The organism is Stieleria varia (assembly GCF_038443385.1).
In the GTDB taxonomy this organism is placed as follows: domain Bacteria; phylum Planctomycetota; class Planctomycetia; order Pirellulales; family Pirellulaceae; genus Stieleria; species Stieleria varia.
The window spans coordinates 8,431,668-8,447,354 of the sequence record NZ_CP151726.1 but is presented as its reverse complement, the minus strand read 5'-3'; the positions used below and the strand labels follow the sequence as shown (position 1 = coordinate 8,447,354).

The window sequence follows — 15,687 nt, the reverse complement described above, 5'->3', positions numbered from 1 at the left end:
CGTTCCCTTTGTCGTTAAACAACTGTCGCCTACGGCTTGTCGTTAAACAATAGCAGGATATGCGGGCAGAGGAGCAGCGTGATCTTGTTCAGAGTGTCGACGGTTTGTGACGAAATCGTCTTTCTGCAGGGTGTTGACTCGACAAGACGATACAATGAAAAAACAGTTCTGATGCAGAAAATATGGCAAATGATGCGGCCCATGAGTCATTCCGTTCCTTTCAAAATGCGACTCTTCCTGTCGTCCAGGCTGGCTGTTGTTGCCCTGTTGGGAATCTTTTTGCCGTGTGGCAGCGGTGATTTGCAAGCTGTCGAGCCGAGTGAAGGTCGAGTCGGAAAAGCGGGTTTCACACCGTCCGCCCAGAGAGGCTATCAATTCTTGACCGAGTCGGCGGTGCTGAGCAGCGACTTTGATCAAACGACCGTGGATCATCTTTGGACCGTTTGGCCGCAGGAGCTTCGCAAGCAAGCCGAGTCAGCGAGTCCAGAGCGTCGCCGTGAGATGATGTTTGAGCGGTACGGTTTGACGCCTCGCCCCGACGATAAGTCTGGTAAACCGCTGCAGTACGTCGTTGATGACGGCGGCATGTGGACCATGAATTGTTTTTCCTGCCATGGCGGCAGCGTCTACGGCGAGCCAATGCCCGGGGCACCCAACAATCGTTACGCGTTGCAGACGTTGACAGAAGAGATCGCGAAATCCAAAGCGAGTCTGGGAAAGCTGCCGGGCCGAATGGAGATGGGGTCGCTGTTCATTCCTTTGGGGACGACCAATGGCACGACCAACGCGGTGGTCTTTGGCATGGGGCTGATGAAATCACGTGATCGCGACTTGAACATCGTCCCGTCGCGACCGGAGTTCTTTACGCACCACGACATGGACGCGCCGCCCTGGTGGCATTTTCACAAGCGGCCGTACATTTACATCGACGGGTTTGCACAAAAAGGCCATCGAGGCCTGATGCAATTCACTTTGATTCCGGAGAACGGCCCTGCGTTTTATCGTCGCCATGAACAGGATTTCAAAGACGTGTACGCGTACATCAGTTCCTTGCGTGCGCCGAAGTACACCGGGGTGATCGATACTTTGTTGGCAGAGCAGGGCAGGGGAGTGTTCCAAAACAATTGCGCGGAGTGTCATGGAACGTACGGCGAGACTTGGACGTATCCCAACCGTCGCGTGCCGATCGATGAAATCGAAACGGACCCGGTGCGTTTGACTGCTTTATCGACGGCGGGGCGAACGAAGTATGCCGAAAGCTGGTTTGCGCATGCGGGAGAGGCCGCCGAGCAGGAAACCGTCGTTGATCCAGGCGGCTATGTCGCGCCGCCGTTGGATGGGGTGTGGGCCAGTGCGCCGTATTTTCACAACGGTAGTGTGCCGACGCTCTGGGGCGTGCTCAATCCAAGCGATCGACCGACGCTTTGGCGGCCGGTGTCCCAGGCGTTGGATGAGGAAAAGGTCGGGCTCGATGTGGAGTCGGTCGACGCGATTCCCTCGGGTGTCACCGATATCGCTGAGCGGAGAAGCTTTTTTGATACGAGAAAGTTCGGCAAGAGCAACCAGGGGCACGATTTCCCTGATCGGCTGAGCGTCGATGAAAAGCGTGCTGTTTTGGAGTATCTCAAAACGCTGTGAGAGTGGTCGCCCCCATTTGGCCGGGTGTGGCGGATTTGGCACCTACTCTTATCCGGCCCCGGGGCGTATAACAGCCTGTCCGATTCATTGAGTTTTCCGCCGACTCGGCGGGTTTTGGGAGCAGAGGAGACTATGAGTAAAACGCAGATTTTGGCCGCGCAAGCAGGTGAGATTACCCCCGAGATGGAATTCTGCGCTCGGCGCGAAGATCTGCCGGTGGAGACCATCCGGGACGAGGTCGCAGCGGGACGAATGGTCATCCCCGCCAATAAAGTCCACGCGGCGGGAGCCTTGGAGCCGATGTGCATCGGTGTGGCGGCCAAGTGCAAGATCAACGCCAACATCGGCAACAGCGCCGTGACCAGCAACGTCGACGAAGAGCTGCAGAAGCTGCACACCGCGGTTCACCATGGTGCCGACACGGTGATGGATCTGTCGACCGGCAAGGACATCGACAACATCCGTCGCCAGATCATCGAAAAGAGCCCCGTGCCGATCGGAACCGTGCCGATCTATCAGATGCTGGAAGAACTCGGCGGCAATATCGAAGACATGAACGCCCAGCATTTCTTGGACATGGTCGAGCACCAGGCCAAGCAAGGCGTTGATTACATGACGATCCATTGCGGCGTCAAACTGGAACACCTGCACCTGAGCATCAACCGCATCACCGGCATCGTCAGCCGAGGTGGCTCGTTGATCGCCAAGTGGATGATGTCGCACAACAAACAGAACCCACTTTATGATGCGTTCGATGATCTCTGTGACATCATGCGTGAGTATGACGTCACTTGGTCGCTCGGCGACGGGTTGCGTCCCGGTTCGATCGCCGACGCGTCCGATGCGGCTCAGTTTGCCGAGTTGGAAGTGTTGGGTGAGTTGACCAAACGCGGCAAAGCCAACGGCACTCAGGTGATGGTCGAAGGTCCCGGTCACGTGCCGATGCACCAGATCCAAATGAACATGGAAAAGCAAGCTGAGCTGTGCGACGGCGCTCCGTTCTATGTCTTGGGGCCGTTGGTCACCGACATCGCACCTGGATACGATCACATCACCAGCGCCATCGGTGCCGCGCTGGCCGGATGGCACGGCGCAGCGATGTTGTGCTACGTCACTCCCAAGGAACACCTCGGGCTGCCCAACGAAGAAGACGTCAAGCAAGGCGTGATCGCGTACAAGATTTCCGCACACGCGGCGGACTTGGCTCGCGGTCGCAAGGGTGCCCAAGATCGTGACGATGCGCTCAGCCGCGCCCGTTTCGCGTTCGATTGGAACGAGCAGTTTCGTTTGTCGCTCGATCCGGAAACGGCGCAGCGGTATCACGACGAAACGCTGCCGCAGGATACCTTCAAAAGCGCCCACTTCTGCAGCATGTGCGGACCCAAGTACTGCTCGATGAAAATCACCGAGGACATCCGCAAAATGGCCCAAGAAAAAGAGTTGGTTCAATTGCCGACCGCAGAATGAACGTGGCTGCTGAGACCGCATTGCCGGTGACCGATTGCACCGGCTGCGGCGTGTGTTGTCTGCACATGGGCCATCCGACATTCAATTTGGAGCCGGATCAGCTCCAGGCGGTGGTTGCTGGAAAGAACGTCGACGCTGGCCAGATGGGCCAGGCTGCCCGGGCGGACCTGCAACGCTGGTTGGAAATGCCGGTGCGTTTGCGTGACGAAACCCTCGCGACGATCTTAAGTTACCAGCCGCCTGCCGACGGTGAGTTGGACGGTCGCTGTACGTGGCTGGATGCCAAGACAAATCAGTGTTTGCATCACGAACATCGGCCCCAGGTCTGCCGAGACTTTGAGGTCGGACGATCGCAATGTCTGGCTTGGCGTCAAAGCTATTCTTCGTTGCTCCGCCCCTAGTGAATCCATGACTGTTGCGTTGCCGGCGACTTCCGATCCAATCGTTGTCGTTTTGGATACGGGAGTGGATGCGTCAGCATTGCCCGCGGGCGTCGTGATGCAAGGTTGCAATTTCAGCGGCGAAGGCGACTCAATCGACTTCTTGGATCGCAACGGGCATGGGACCGCCATCGGTCGAACGATCGTGGATGAGTTTGCCGAGGTCCGTTTGTTGCCGATCAAATTGTTGGTTGATCTGGGATACCTGCCTCATGGACCAGGTTTAGAGGATGCTTTGGAATGGATTCTGCACCGGCATCAAACCCAGCCGGTCGCCGTTGTCTGTGCTTCGTTCTCTGATGGCAGTCACACAAGTGATGATGACATCCACAGGGGATCGCGATTACAAGAACTCGTCGCTGCTCTCAAGACAGCCGGCGTTCCCACGGTCGCGCCGGCTGGAAATCGGTACATCGAAACGAGTTGGCGGGACGTTCATGGAATGGCTTGGCCGGCGATTTTACGAGAGACCGTCAGCGTAGGAGCATTGCGTCCGTTAGACGATGACAGGACGCTCAGAATCGCGCCGCGTTCGCAACGTCTGCATCGATCGGTCCATCGGGATTGCGCAACAAACGTCTTTGCCGTGCCCGGGCCGCCGGGTGATACCAGTGGGGCGGCAGCGGTGGTGGCGGGACGATTGGCACGACTGAGAGGTCGATGCCCCGGCGCGACTTGCGACGAGTTGGTTCAGTTGCTGATGCGAACACAGACCACCGAGTTCGAATCCCCGGCCGGGCTTACGTGGCCCGCATTGGAGCCGTAGCCGCCGATGATTCATGCGGATGATTGATTTTAGCGCTAACAGATTCTTGACAATGAGTTGTGATATCGTTGGGAAATGCAGATTGTTTTTCATAACCCGACGCGTAAGCGAGGGATTTACCGAGTATCCCTCGCTTACGCGTCGGGTTATGAATCATCCGGGCTAGCTGTCGATGAATTTTCTTGACCGTTTGGTCGCGCTTAGCCGTTCAGGCGAATGCGAGGGAGGGGGCCTGTCTGCGCAAGTCAATGATAGGCAATGGCAAAACGCTTGGCGGGGCACGCTATCGACTTGGAAAGTCGAGCGACGATTGTCGTTCGACTTTCCAAGTCGAAAACGAACACCACCATCCGCCCAAACACAAACCATACGCCGTGTGCCGTGCTGTCTTCGCAATAGGTTTGCACGAAACGGCTTACGCTGGACTGCTCAAAGTTTGGTGTTGTTTCTAATGGGTTTACGCAAGTTTATGTCCCTACTGCCGCGCAACTGATGGCCCCCAGTGAGCCTCAAGCGCTAGCCGTGGGCCTGAGGCGTATTGTGGTGCCGGCCCACGGCTAGCGCCTGAGGCTCACTTTGATTGCGATGCATGGAACAAAAACATGGACTGAAAAAACAATGTCAACACCAAACTTTGAGCAGTCCAGTGTAAGCACACGGTTCGCGTTTCGTTTAAGCCAGCGCTTTGTCGACGTACGTTTTCTGCGTGACGACTTGCGAGATCGTGAACAATAGCGTGCCTGCTTTGCACGCAGCGCCACTGCCGATGAGAATCGTCTTGAGAACAGGATCTTTGGGGAACACGCCGCTCATGATCAGGATCGTACCGGCTTGATCGAACGTGCGAGTGAGCCAGCGGAGTGATTCGGATGCTTGGCGACGTTGCTGATACTCGTCCTCGGATTGTCTAAGGTAGTCGATCAGGATGCCAAACACGGCGCATCCGACACCGACCAAAGCGACGTTTCCGACGATAGAGACGGCGGCATCAATCTCTGCCGAATCAGCGGTCGCTCCCCATTTCGCTGCCGCGAAAGCGGCAGAGGTCAGGAGGACAAAGCTGGCGGCGCCGATTCCGCACATTTCCAACGCGTTGATCGTATCACCATTGTGTTCTTTGTCGGGGTCGTGTCGCGCGAAGACCTCTGCTGCCAGTCCGATGCCTCCAAAGAAGAGACCGCCAATGATGCCCATTTTGCCAAGTCCATCTTTTTTCGCCACTGCTTGCTTTGTCTGGTAACCGGCGACCGCCAGCTTTGCAAACCCGCCGGCGATCGCCATGTACGGCATGATGTCACCGATCGCATAAGACGACACAGTCGCTCTACCCAGTGGCAGGTTAAGTGTTTGACCTTTCTTGAAGGGTGCTTCGTTGAAAATCAGCTTGTACGCGATCGTTGATGGGACCGCCAGCATCAACATGAATGCGTCCACGAGCCGGAAGGACACGTCGACATCGGATTCGGGTGAAAACAGCTTGATGATTTTCTCGATGAAGGGGAATCGGATCTTGGCGAACACGGCAGAGCGGACCACTTCGATCAATCCACGGATCAATTCGAGGGTTCGGACGACGAGGTCCTTGACGCTTTCCAAGAAGCCGACGACAAGATCGGCACCGACGGCGATGATCAGGTTTTGGATCATTTCAAAGGAGATCGATTCTCGGCTAGGAACTTCGCGTCCCACAATGCTGACGATATCCGCCGCGAGTTGTTGCCAGAGAGACATCACATTATTGATTTCATCGGAGATAAGCCCGCCGACAAAGTCTTTGGCTGTTTTCATTGCCAGGGCGCTGGGGTTCTCGCTTTCGATCGTGATGATTTCATCCATCAATCCGGTCGCTTTTTCCATGACCCAGCCGATGACGCTGTTTCCGGTGATCTTGTCAATCACGTCACCGACACTGCTCAGTCCATCCATCAACTGTTTGCCGAAACCCCCGCCGGCTTCATCGGGGTTCAGTTTGACCGATGGGACACCGATCTCTGCTTGCCAGCGTCGGATATCCGCGATGACTTTGTTGAATCCATCCTCCGTCTTGTCTTTGAGTTCATCCACACAGCCTTCGACATAGGTGATGGCTTCGCCGGTGGCGGTGACCATCACATTGCGAGCGATGATGATGTCTTGCCAATCAAAGACGAACTTGAGGTATTCCCAAACCTTCTCCAGCCCCGTTTTGACTTGGTCCCAAAGCCAAGTGAGCATGCCGCCTAATTGTTCAAGGGTATCCACCAAGAAACGCTTGACCTGATTGCCGATTTTGCAGATGAACTCCAGGCCTTTTTCGACTTTCGCCATCACGAACTGCAAGCCTTCTTTGATTTTGGCTCCGATGCCTTCAAAGAAATCGGCGATCGATTCTCCGATGTCTGCAAAGAATGATCCGACGGCTTCTCCCGCGTTGATGAGGCCGTTGATGACGTCATTTTCCATGGTGATGACGCCCTGGGCGGTTGTCTGAATCCCCATTCGAAATCCATCAGGGATGGAGGCCGTATTCAGTTGCGAGCTGTAGGAGGCGGTTGTTGCGGCTTTGGTCACACCGGCAGGCAGTTTTTGTCCCGTCGTCGTGACGCTCAGCTTGGCCACTTGCTGCATCGCTTGCGCAACCGCGTCGACTTGTGCCGAGAGCTGACCGCCCGCTTTGTACTCTGCGGGTAACAGGGACTCACTGCGGCCGTCGGGGTTGGTGATGGTGGCGCCGCGAAGCTCATCGCCGGTCATCGATCGGAGCCGTTCTTGCACGCCGCCAGAAGGGTTGACGTCGATTGCCTCAGAGAGTGTCTCGGATTGGAATCGATAGACGGCGGGCGTGAGTGAACTCACTCGGTCATAGACGTTGATGCTGCCGTTCAAGTCAGTGGTTGCCGTGACGGTCAGGTTGGGTCCGATGAAGGCTGACTTTCCATTGACAACGACGCTCGACAGCGTCGACGCGGAAACGGAGACGCTTTTTTCCGGGATGGGGATACCGGATGAGTCGAGCAGTCGAAAGGAAGTGCCATAGCAGGTGATCCTGATGGCGTCTTCCGGCGTCGCGACCGAGAGTCTGCGTTCTTGCCATTGCCCCGAGGGTCCTTGTTCACGTGACAGGAAAGCGGCGTGACCGTCGCGGTAGACCGTCAACAGCGATGTCGTCGTGTGATCGTCACCGTGGACCGGTGCGATCGCCACCACATCGTTTCGCAGACTCAGCGGTGTCGACCAAGGGGCGTTTTGTTCACCGGACTTTCGGACCATCACCAATCGGCCGCCTTGTCCGACGGTCCAGACCACTGCGGAGCCGTCTGAGTTCTCCGCGACAACGAGATCTTGAGTTTGAGCGGCAACCGATGGGGAAACGATTTCGGTAACCGCAGCTTCCTCCTGGTTCCGCAATTCCGCCGCTTCGATCAGGTAGGTGCCTTCGCCGCTGATGTAGAGATTCGTTGCGTGCAGTCGACCACTGCGACCGACCGGTCGAGTGAGGCCCGATTCGATAACCGTCGCGCCAGAGGGACACGGCAAGGGGACCACGGGCGGAATGGGGATTTCAGGCGTCGGGAAGGGGCGAAAGGACAGGTCGCGTGTTCCACCATTGGTTCCCAGCACGGCGATACCGGGACCTTGCGTCGGGTGCATGGCCGCATCGAAATCAAAGATCTCATCGAGGGTGACGGCGGGGTTAAAGACGGTTGATTTTGCAAAGGGTTTGGCATCCTGGCTGTCGAGCAGGTACAGCATGTCATTGGGACCTCGGTCGCCCGCCAGGACGACCCGCCATCCGCCCTTGCCATCACTGAGCACGCGGATCCCTTCCACACGAACGTCTTCGCGTGTGCCCAAGTCCTGCCAGGCGATGTTTTGCCAATCGGTGTTGCGGGTGCTGAGATTGTAGGCAACAAAGACCCGACTGCGTTCGCTTGTTTGATCATCAAATGCGACGACGATGGCGACTTGGTCTTCGTCAGTCCATGCCGCATTGAAGGTGCGAATGCGAGGTTTGTAGCCGACCATTGCTTCGATCGAATCATCGACGTCGATCAATCGCCACCCGTCACCGTCTCCGCTGGTTCCGTCTTTGCGCACCAAATACAGGCCGGCGGAGCTGCTGATCGTCAAGACCATGGGAGTGACGACGTCACCCTGTTTGTCCGGAATCGCAACCATGCGGCGTTGAAATCGTCCGTCTGCGTTCGGGTCGGAGAGATCCTCGCGTCCGAAGGTTCTCGCCGATTCGACATAGTCGACGATGTCTGTCGAGATCGTGAGGGACGCTGGCTTTCCGTCGTTGTCTGTTACCGACAGTCGAGAAACGTTTGGCGTATTCATTCTAAGGTTCCTTGAAAGGGCAACAGGCGGTTATCGTTTGTATTGAGCGTCACACAGCAAGTCACCGGCATGCGAAAACCGGACATTGGAATAGTTCATCTCACCGCCACCCGGTGGTACAAACGTCTGGTGATTGAGTTGCAAATCCAGGTGTTGCAGGATTTGATTGAGATGCTGTGTGATGCCCGAGAGTTGTTGGTGCATCGCGCTGGAAAGGATTTCTTCTGGAGAATTGCCCAGCAGGCCGAGAGCTTTGCCTGCTGAACCCAAACCGTTCGTGACCACCGCGAATCCGCCGACGGTGTTTCGATCGACGACAACGCCGCCGAAGTAGCCGCTGTTGGGTATGTCCGCCCTGATGTGGAAACCCGAACCTCCGTTTTGTTCGACCAAACGAACACTGGATGCGATGTCGCGGTGCCCGTTGAAGTACATCCATTCCGTGTGGTCGTTTCCGCCCAAGAATCCCATGTCGAGCGTGTAAGCGTCGTAGTGGTAGTACGACGCGATGCGACCGGTTAGCCGTAACTGGTTGGTTCCCGGAGTGGGGGTGACGACGAGTTTGTAGCTGAATCCTGTCTTGTGATAACGTTTGACCAAATCCTTTGTCCTGTGTTGTCTGTCTTGGCCGTTGGTAAAACTCCAGGAACCATTGCCAACGGGGACGGCTGGCACTCCCAACGCACGAGAGAACATCGGGATCAAGTGATTGTCGAGGAAGGATGCGCGGCTGATCGCCATGACACCTGCCAGTTGACCGTTGGCACGCCACATCGCTGCCGAGTCGACCCAGTTGTCGGACATTCGCACGAAGGCGGCGTCGATCCCCGAGGGCATGGGGTGCCCGCTAAACATCCCGACGTAGTTGAGTGTGCTCGCGTCGCGGTCCGCACGTTCTTGATAGACACGAACAGCTGTGCTGGTGACGGCAAAGGTTGGCGTGGGGCCTGCCGCTCGGTTGCGTCGAACGATCGTGCCGAGCAAGAATTTGCCTGCACGCTGCGGCAGGATGGTGTTCAAACAAACCGATGCCTGCTGCAGTGCTCCCGCGGGGATGGTGCGAGGGCTCCAGGTCTTGGTCGCTGAGGGTTGAGTCTCCAGATTGGTAAAATCCATCAACAGCGATTCGATTTCGAAATGAGAGATGGGTTGCCCTGTTTTTTGCAACGCTTGTTGCACCGATGCGGCTGCATCGGCCGATCGGTTGCGAAGCGTATCGAGACTGTCTTGCTGTTGAGACAATTGTGCGAGAAAGGTGTACTGCCAATTCTGAATGCTGCACTTGGCAATGGTCGGCATCCCGTTGTCGTCCGGCTCGCTCGTGTTCGCGTAAGTGACCTCACCCGATTTCAGATGCATGGTCACTTCGACCTGACCGGGCTTGCCATTGGGGACGACGAAGTTGACGCTCAGGGGAGCCAACTCGGCTTGGATTCCCAAAGGGCTCTGTTTCCCCAAGGGTGATACCGGGAACACCTTTAGCGTTGTTCCCTCGGTCAACCGTGAGTCCCTCAGCCAGCGATCCCACAGATCACTGATTTGACGATTGATCGTCTGTTGGGTGATGGCAAGGCAGAAGTCGAAGTCTCGCAGTACGTTGGTCGTATCATTGGACATGAAGTGATCCTGGAGGTTTTGAGAACGGTGATCGAAAAGAAAAGCGTCCCGTCAGGCCGCTTTGTAGATCACGTCGAGCAGGACATCGCCGACAGCGGAGAAGCGAACATTTTGGAATGTGAAGACACCGCCTCCTGGTGGAATGAACGCCTGTTGGTTGAGTTCAACGTCCAGATTCTTGAGCGCCGAGTCGAGTTCGGACCGCAATGCTTCCACCGTTTTCGACATGCTGGATTCCAGCATTGCCGCTGGCGTGTCCCCGATGATGCCGACCCCTTTGAGGACTCCCCCGACGGCTTCGTTGACCTTTGCAAAGCCTTCGATCTCGTCCTTGTCGACAACGACGGGGCCAAAGTAATCGGCATCGGGGATGTCAAAAGCGATTCCGAAGCCTACGCTCCCGCCGGTTTCGCGTAGTTGCAGTGATGTCGTGATGGTGCGGTGTCCGGCGTAGGCGATCCACTCCGAGCGTCCGATACCCAAGCCTTCTGCACCGTGCGTGTATCCGTCGTATCCGATCGACGAACTGATTTTCCCCGTGATATTCAGGACGGCTTGCCCCGTCATGACTTCCACGGAGAGCGATTTGGACCAATCGAAAAAGAATTTGCGACGGATGATGTCGTCGATCGTTTGCTTTTGATCCCAAGCGTTGGAATAGTTCCATTTCAGTGGGTGCTCGGCATCGCGTTTGGGTGTCATGCCCAAAGCCTGCGTGATTTTTGGAATCAGGTAGTTATCCAAGAACGTGTGAGCCGAGATGGCCATGGTTCCCGAGACCGTCGCATCGGTGCCGTTAAGCCTTTCGGGACGCACCCAATTGTCCTGTAGCTTGACCCGAGCACGATCCAGGTCCTGGCCTTTCGGTAGAACGTTGCCGGAAAACATCCCCAAGTAGCTCAGCGTGCTGGCCGTAGGGTCGACCGGATCGGAGAAAATATTGAAGGCGAAGTCGGTCATGGCGAAGGTCGGAATCGGTTTGTCGCCTTGATTCTTCTTTTCGCGACGCACAACGGTTCCCAGCATGAACTCGTTTGTGCCGTCACCTTGCAGGACCGTGTTCAACGCAACCAACGCTTGTGTGCGTGCCGCCAGTGGGATGCCGTCCGGATTTTCCGGGGTTTGTTCATTGGGAATGTTGATGGATTTGTTGTCGACCAACAGCAAGTCGATCTTGGTGAACTTCATGAACAAGTACTCGATCGAAAAGTACGAGTCGTCCAGTCCGGGGTTCTTTTCCGTGGCGTTCTTGATGACCTCGTCTGCTCGCTCTGCAGCCTTGGGGTCAATTTTTCGCAGCAGTTCTGGATCGACCGGTTTGGTGTCCAAGTCCGTGAGAAACGAAACGCTCCAATTGTCGATCGGGCAAGTTGCTTTCTCGAACTCGAATTGGTCAAAGTAAGTCACTGTTCCGCTTCGGAGGCGAATCGTTACCTCCACCTGACCGAGTTTCGCATTGGGAACGTTGAGGCTGACGGTGAGCGGTGCCAGTTCGGCGCTCATGCCCAATGGGGTTGGTTTGCCAGTCTTTGGACTTTTCATGTAGACGTCCAAATACCCGAACGCATCGTCATCGCCGGAGTCGCTGAACTCTGAGCGAGAGACCCACTCCTTCCACGCGGAAGCGATTTGGCTGTCGATCGCTTTCTGCGCCAACGCGAGGCACATGTCAAAGTCGGTCAAAGAGTTGTTGGTGTCATTGGGCATCTGGGAGTTTCCTTTGGCTCTGTCATTCGCTGTGATCGGGTCACAAGAGGCTGCAAGAGGTGATTCGCAGTACCGTTACGCCAAAGACGTTTTTGCGATGCGTTCACAGGCAGGGTGGAGGTGCGTACACGTGCTGCGTCGTAGCCACTGCGCATCTCTTGAAGACAACGATACGGCGATGGCCCTATCGATGGAGACCGCAACCGTGCACGTCACGTCTTGATGTGTGGTTCAGACTGAACCACGAGAGAGAGATCGAGATCGCTGCAGCGCCGCCGAAAACATGGGTGTCTTCAATCGCCATCGTTGTCCGCGTCGATCGAATGGACAAGGCTAGAATAGATGGATGCCGCAGCCTAGGGTCTGGGACAGCTAGAAGTTAGTGTTTGCCGTAGTGGATCTTGCCAAAGATCCCACCGCTACAGGATCTTTAACAAGATCCACTACCCTAAAGATAAGTTGTCCCAGACCACTAGTGCATCGTCCAGTCTTAGAACGTGGGTTCGGTAGATGAGCCGTTTTGGCGTTAGCCACGGTTTTCGTGACACAACCGTGGCTAACGCCAAAACGGCTAACCCCAAAATCAAGACCGGACGATGCACTAGTGGTCTAGAGCTACTTCGCTCGTTTCGTTCGCTTGTTGAGCAACTGACGTCGCTTCTTGCGTTGATTGGGCGTCAGGGTTGGCATGATGATGCCTGTTTTTGTCTTCGTTTTGGTCGCGATGCCTGCATACGGTGAGGAGTAATCTGGCGAATCACCAACGTGTTCTCGCAACATTCGGCGGTGCCTTTGCAGACGTTCAATGAACACGGGATCGCTGAGACATGTTTCGTGGACCAAATCGAGCAGTTGCTCGGCGTCCTCCGCTTGATAGTGCAGGGGGTCGAGAAAAGGATTGCCCATTCCGAGCATCTTTCCCATTACATCGTCTGGGTCCCAGGAGTAGTTGATTGTGGCGAGCTCATCGAAGGTCGGATTCTGCGGATCTTTGAGTTCGATGACTTTGAGCACCACTCGCTGACAATCACATTCGGGATCGACGCAGTAGAACTCCTGTATCAGGAATTGTTGATCGTGCAGTCGATCAGGAGGACGCATGTTGTCAGGGTCGACGAAAAAGAGCACTCTCATTTCCGTGCTACGCAGGTCTGGAAACGCTTCAAAGAAACTTTCCATCGTCATGGTCCTATTCGAGATGTGTCCGTTTGAAGTTCGTCGACGAAATCGACTTGCGTTATTATTCCCCTATTCCAGAAAACCGCCAACATCAGTTCTTGCTCGGCTTAGGGCACATCGGCGGGGCTTTGATACGGGTTCTCGGTTTCCTCTGGCGTGGTTGATTCGCTGAGGGGGAGGTTGTTGGCTTCGCTCGAGCTGCCGGTCAAAATTCCAGTTCCTCGCAGCTTCCAAAGAAAGAAAGCGGCACCCAGGAACATCAGCAAGCTGCAGATGTAAAACATGTGTTGAGGTTGGACGCCAAAGGCAGGGCGGAGCAGGTAGAAAAGAATTCCGCTGACGGTCATGAAAGTGAACGAAACGGCGTTGGCCGTGCCCAAGAACTGGCCACGTTCATCATCCGGTGAAAGTTTTTGCAGCAATGCTTGCAATGGAATGATGTAGAAACCTGAAAAGAAGCCTGCGCCGAGGATGAAGAATGAGACGTTGCTCAACAGGACACGTTTCATCGGCCCCAGGTTGGGCATCCATGGTGGGACGGCAGCCAGCAAGATGAAGAACACGATCAGTCCCGCCGCGCCCACGGTCGTCAGTCGCGGCTCGATGTGGTGACCGGAGATCCAACCGGCAACGGCACAACCCACACCGATCGCGATCCCCAAGACGCCCATCAACACACTGGCTTCTGTGTCGCTGACATTCAGCACCACGCTGTACTCGGGCACGATGTACAAGGCCAGTCCGGCCAGGAGGTAGAAGTATCCCCAGGCCATCATCACCATCAACAATCGCGACTTGGACATCTCGCGGATCGTCTCGACGTAGGTTGCGAACGGGTTGAGTTCGTATTGGATGCCGGGGTTGCCAGCCGGCAACGGAGTGAGCGTCCAGGCAGCGAGCAGTCCCAACACGGCGGTGACGGTCATCACGGCGAAGGGGATCCACAGCATGTTTTGTCCGCCGTACAGGTCGCTTGCCACGCCCGCGAGGATCGTTCCGCCGATCACGGCCAAGTTGGTCATCATGTTGATGATTCCGTTGGCACGACTGAGTTCACCATCGGGAACCAACTCGGGGATCATCCCGTATTTGGCCGGCCCGAAAAACGAGCTTTGGCAGGTCAACAGGATCAACGCGAACAGGGTGATCCAGAGGTTCTGCGTGTAAAAGCCGATTCCGGCCAGGGCGACGATCGGGATCTCCGCGATCTTGACCCACACGGTGACGGTGCGTTTGGAGAAACGATCGGCGATCTGTCCGGCAAACCCTGAGAGCAGGATGAAGGGGACGGTGAAGCAAACACCGACAATGCCTTGGCCACCGTCACCGAGTTTGCCTTCCCAAACGCCGCGGATGACCGTGAACGTCAAGATGACTTTGAGGATGTTGTCGTTCATTGCCCCAAAGAATTGGGAGACGACCAGGCTCAGGAAGCCGCGATTGAGGAGCTTGTTTTTCAAGGTTAGGAGTCGTCGACGGAGGAGCGGATCAATGTCGGATCGGCGAAGTGTAGCATTCCTGGCAAAATCCCGTGACAGCGATTTTGGAGCCCCTGGGGACCAAGCGACTTCGCAGAAAAGCCGGGAATGTCGAGAGCGGCGGAGCGGATTTCCGTGTTTCCGCCGTCGAGCCTATACTGGTTTTGTGAGTTTCGAGTCGTATGGCTGCGCAACGCGAGCCGTGAGGGAGCCCTATGCAAACAACCAACCCGTTTCCCGGCATGAATCCGTATCTTCAGGCGAGGTGGCCGGATGCGCATACGCGATTGATCGCGTACATTGGTGACGCGATCAGCGAGTCGTTGCCCGGAGACTTGACCGTCGTGGCGGAAGAATCCGTTTCGATCGATGCACCGGACGAAATGGTCGAGTTGTCCCTCCGAGCCGATGTCGAAGTCGCGGAGGTGAGTGACATTCAGATTCCGGATCGGGACTGGGGGGCGAGCGAGGCCGCCACGGTCGCGATCGATTCACCTGTTTTGTTGCGTGCAACGCGGAAGCATACGCATCGCTGGTTGGAAATTCGCGATACAGAGGATCGTGTGATCACGGTCATCGAGGTCTTGAGTCCATCGAACAAGACCCCTGACGCGGCGAAAAAATTTGCCCGGCGTCAGGACAGCCTGCTGCTCTCCGGCGTCAACACGTTGGAGATCGATCTGATTCGCGGCGGCAAACGAACGGTGCCTGATGCGTTTTTGCATTTGCTGCAGGAAACAGATTCGACGATGTACCTGATCGTCGCTGGGCGCGCGCACGATGTCGAAGGTCGCGAGGTCTACTACAGTCCGATCGACAAACGCATTCCCGTCGTCGGTGTCCCGCTTCGGCAAACCGATGAGGATGTCGCATTGGATCTGCAACCACTGGTGGACCGCTGTTATCAAACCGGCCGTTATTGGCAATTGGCCCAACGACCGCTGCCCGAACCGGAATGGATCCCGGCGGAAAAACAGTGGGCGGAAGGTTTGTTGGCAAAGGCGGGTTTGCGCAAACCAAGTTGACTCATTCGTTTAACGACAAGCCGAAGGCGACGATGTGTTTCGATGTCGCC

The 15,687-nt window shown here is 56.0% G+C and carries 10 protein-coding genes; 5 read left to right on the top strand and 5 right to left on the bottom strand.

Annotation, left to right across the window (positions count from 1 at the left end):
• Positions 1–201: 201 nt before the first annotated feature.
• The 4 genes from Pla52nx_RS28580 (at position 202) to Pla52nx_RS28565 (ending at position 4,311) form a co-directional block, all read left to right on the top strand.
• Positions 202–1,638: a hypothetical protein gene (locus tag Pla52nx_RS28580; RefSeq protein WP_146521363.1), complete on the top strand. Its 1,437-nt coding sequence runs from the start codon at positions 202–204 to the stop codon at positions 1,636–1,638.
• Positions 1,639–1,725: 87 nt separating this feature from the next.
• Positions 1,726–3,105 carry a phosphomethylpyrimidine synthase ThiC gene (thiC, locus tag Pla52nx_RS28575; RefSeq protein WP_261344260.1) on the top strand — a complete coding sequence of 460 codons (1,380 nt, stop codon included), beginning with the start codon at positions 1,726–1,728 and terminating at the stop codon, positions 3,103–3,105.
• The gene (locus tag Pla52nx_RS28570; protein ID WP_146521361.1) at positions 3,102–3,506 is read left to right on the top strand and encodes a YkgJ family cysteine cluster protein; all 405 of its coding nucleotides are present in this window, start codon (positions 3,102–3,104) and stop codon (positions 3,504–3,506) included. Before thiC ends, Pla52nx_RS28570 begins: the two co-directional genes overlap by 4 nt.
• 7 nt (positions 3,507–3,513) lie before the next feature.
• Positions 3,514–4,311: a S8/S53 family peptidase gene (locus Pla52nx_RS28565; RefSeq protein WP_146521360.1), complete on the top strand. Its 798-nt coding sequence runs from the start codon at positions 3,514–3,516 to the stop codon at positions 4,309–4,311.
• 672 nt (positions 4,312–4,983) lie between these two features.
• On the opposite strand, the gene Pla52nx_RS28560 is transcribed toward Pla52nx_RS28565, so the two are convergent.
• The 5 genes from Pla52nx_RS28560 to Pla52nx_RS28540 form a co-directional block, all read right to left on the bottom strand.
• The gene (locus tag Pla52nx_RS28560) at positions 4,984–8,631 is read right to left on the bottom strand and encodes a hypothetical protein (RefSeq protein ID WP_146521359.1); all 3,648 of its coding nucleotides are present in this window, start codon (positions 8,629–8,631) and stop codon (positions 4,984–4,986) included.
• Positions 8,632–8,661: 30 nt separating this feature from the next.
• Positions 8,662–10,248 carry a hypothetical protein gene (locus Pla52nx_RS28555; RefSeq protein WP_146521358.1) on the bottom strand — a complete coding sequence of 529 codons (1,587 nt, stop codon included), beginning with the start codon at positions 10,246–10,248 and terminating at the stop codon, positions 8,662–8,664.
• A gap of 51 nt (positions 10,249–10,299) precedes the next feature.
• A complete protein-coding gene (locus Pla52nx_RS28550; RefSeq protein ID WP_146521357.1) occupies positions 10,300–11,955 on the bottom strand; it encodes a hypothetical protein in 1,656 nt (551 codons plus the stop codon).
• 615 nt (positions 11,956–12,570) lie between these two features.
• Positions 12,571–13,134, bottom strand: coding sequence for a hypothetical protein (locus tag Pla52nx_RS28545; RefSeq protein ID WP_146521356.1), 564 nt, complete (start codon positions 13,132–13,134; stop codon positions 12,571–12,573).
• Between the two features lie 107 nt (positions 13,135–13,241).
• Positions 13,242–14,594: an MFS transporter gene (locus tag Pla52nx_RS28540; RefSeq protein ID WP_146521355.1), complete on the bottom strand. Its 1,353-nt coding sequence runs from the start codon at positions 14,592–14,594 to the stop codon at positions 13,242–13,244.
• A 233-nt stretch (positions 14,595–14,827) separates the two neighbouring features.
• Between Pla52nx_RS28540 and Pla52nx_RS28535 the strand changes: the two genes are divergently transcribed.
• Positions 14,828–15,637 carry a DUF4058 family protein gene (locus Pla52nx_RS28535; protein WP_146521354.1) on the top strand — a complete coding sequence of 270 codons (810 nt, stop codon included), beginning with the start codon at positions 14,828–14,830 and terminating at the stop codon, positions 15,635–15,637.
• The last annotated feature ends 50 nt before the right edge of the window (positions 15,638–15,687 follow it).

Coding starts and splice junctions, on each gene's coding strand:
- Pla52nx_RS28555 (WP_146521358.1), bottom strand. CDS start 10,248: ATGTCCAATGATACGACCAACGTACTGCGAGACTTCGACTTCTGCCTT.
- Pla52nx_RS28560 (WP_146521359.1), bottom strand. CDS start 8,631: ATGAATACGCCAAACGTTTCTCGACTGTCGGTAACAGACAACGACGGA.
- Pla52nx_RS28550 (WP_146521357.1), bottom strand. CDS start 11,955: ATGCCCAATGACACCAACAACTCTTTGACCGACTTTGACATGTGCCTC.
- Pla52nx_RS28545 (WP_146521356.1), bottom strand. CDS start 13,134: ATGGAAAGTTTCTTTGAAGCGTTTCCAGACCTGCGTAGCACGGAAATG.
- Pla52nx_RS28580 (WP_146521363.1), top strand. CDS start 202: ATGAGTCATTCCGTTCCTTTCAAAATGCGACTCTTCCTGTCGTCCAGG.
- Pla52nx_RS28535 (WP_146521354.1), top strand. CDS start 14,828: ATGCAAACAACCAACCCGTTTCCCGGCATGAATCCGTATCTTCAGGCG.
- Pla52nx_RS28565 (WP_146521360.1), top strand. CDS start 3,514: ATGACTGTTGCGTTGCCGGCGACTTCCGATCCAATCGTTGTCGTTTTG.
- Pla52nx_RS28570 (WP_146521361.1), top strand. CDS start 3,102: ATGAACGTGGCTGCTGAGACCGCATTGCCGGTGACCGATTGCACCGGC.